General features: G+C 68.1%; 1 protein-coding gene. It reads left to right on the plus strand.

Annotated elements, in window-relative coordinates; genetic code table 11:
• On the plus strand, nt 1-248 hold a 248-nt coding region (locus ACTFO6_RS19310), incomplete at both ends, for a POTRA domain-containing protein (protein ID WP_439935936.1).

The raw sequence follows: 248 nt of genomic DNA on the forward strand, positions 1-248 counted from the left end.
CCGTGGACCTCACCGTGGTGGTGGACAGCGGTCCGCCCTTCACCTTCGGGCACCTCTTGGTGGAGGGGCTTTCCCGTTACCCGGAGAGCCTGGTGCGGAACTTGAACCGCCTCTCCCCCGGCACCCCGTATAGCCAGAAGGGGCTCACCGACCTGCAGGAGGACCTGCTCGGCACCGGCTACTTCGCCTCGGTGCTGGTCACCGCCGACATCGACCGGGAACGCCCGGAGCAGGCTCTCATCCGGGTC

The organism is Pelomicrobium sp. G1, assembly GCF_051905455.1.
GTDB lineage: Bacteria > Pseudomonadota > Gammaproteobacteria > Burkholderiales > UBA6910 > Pelomicrobium.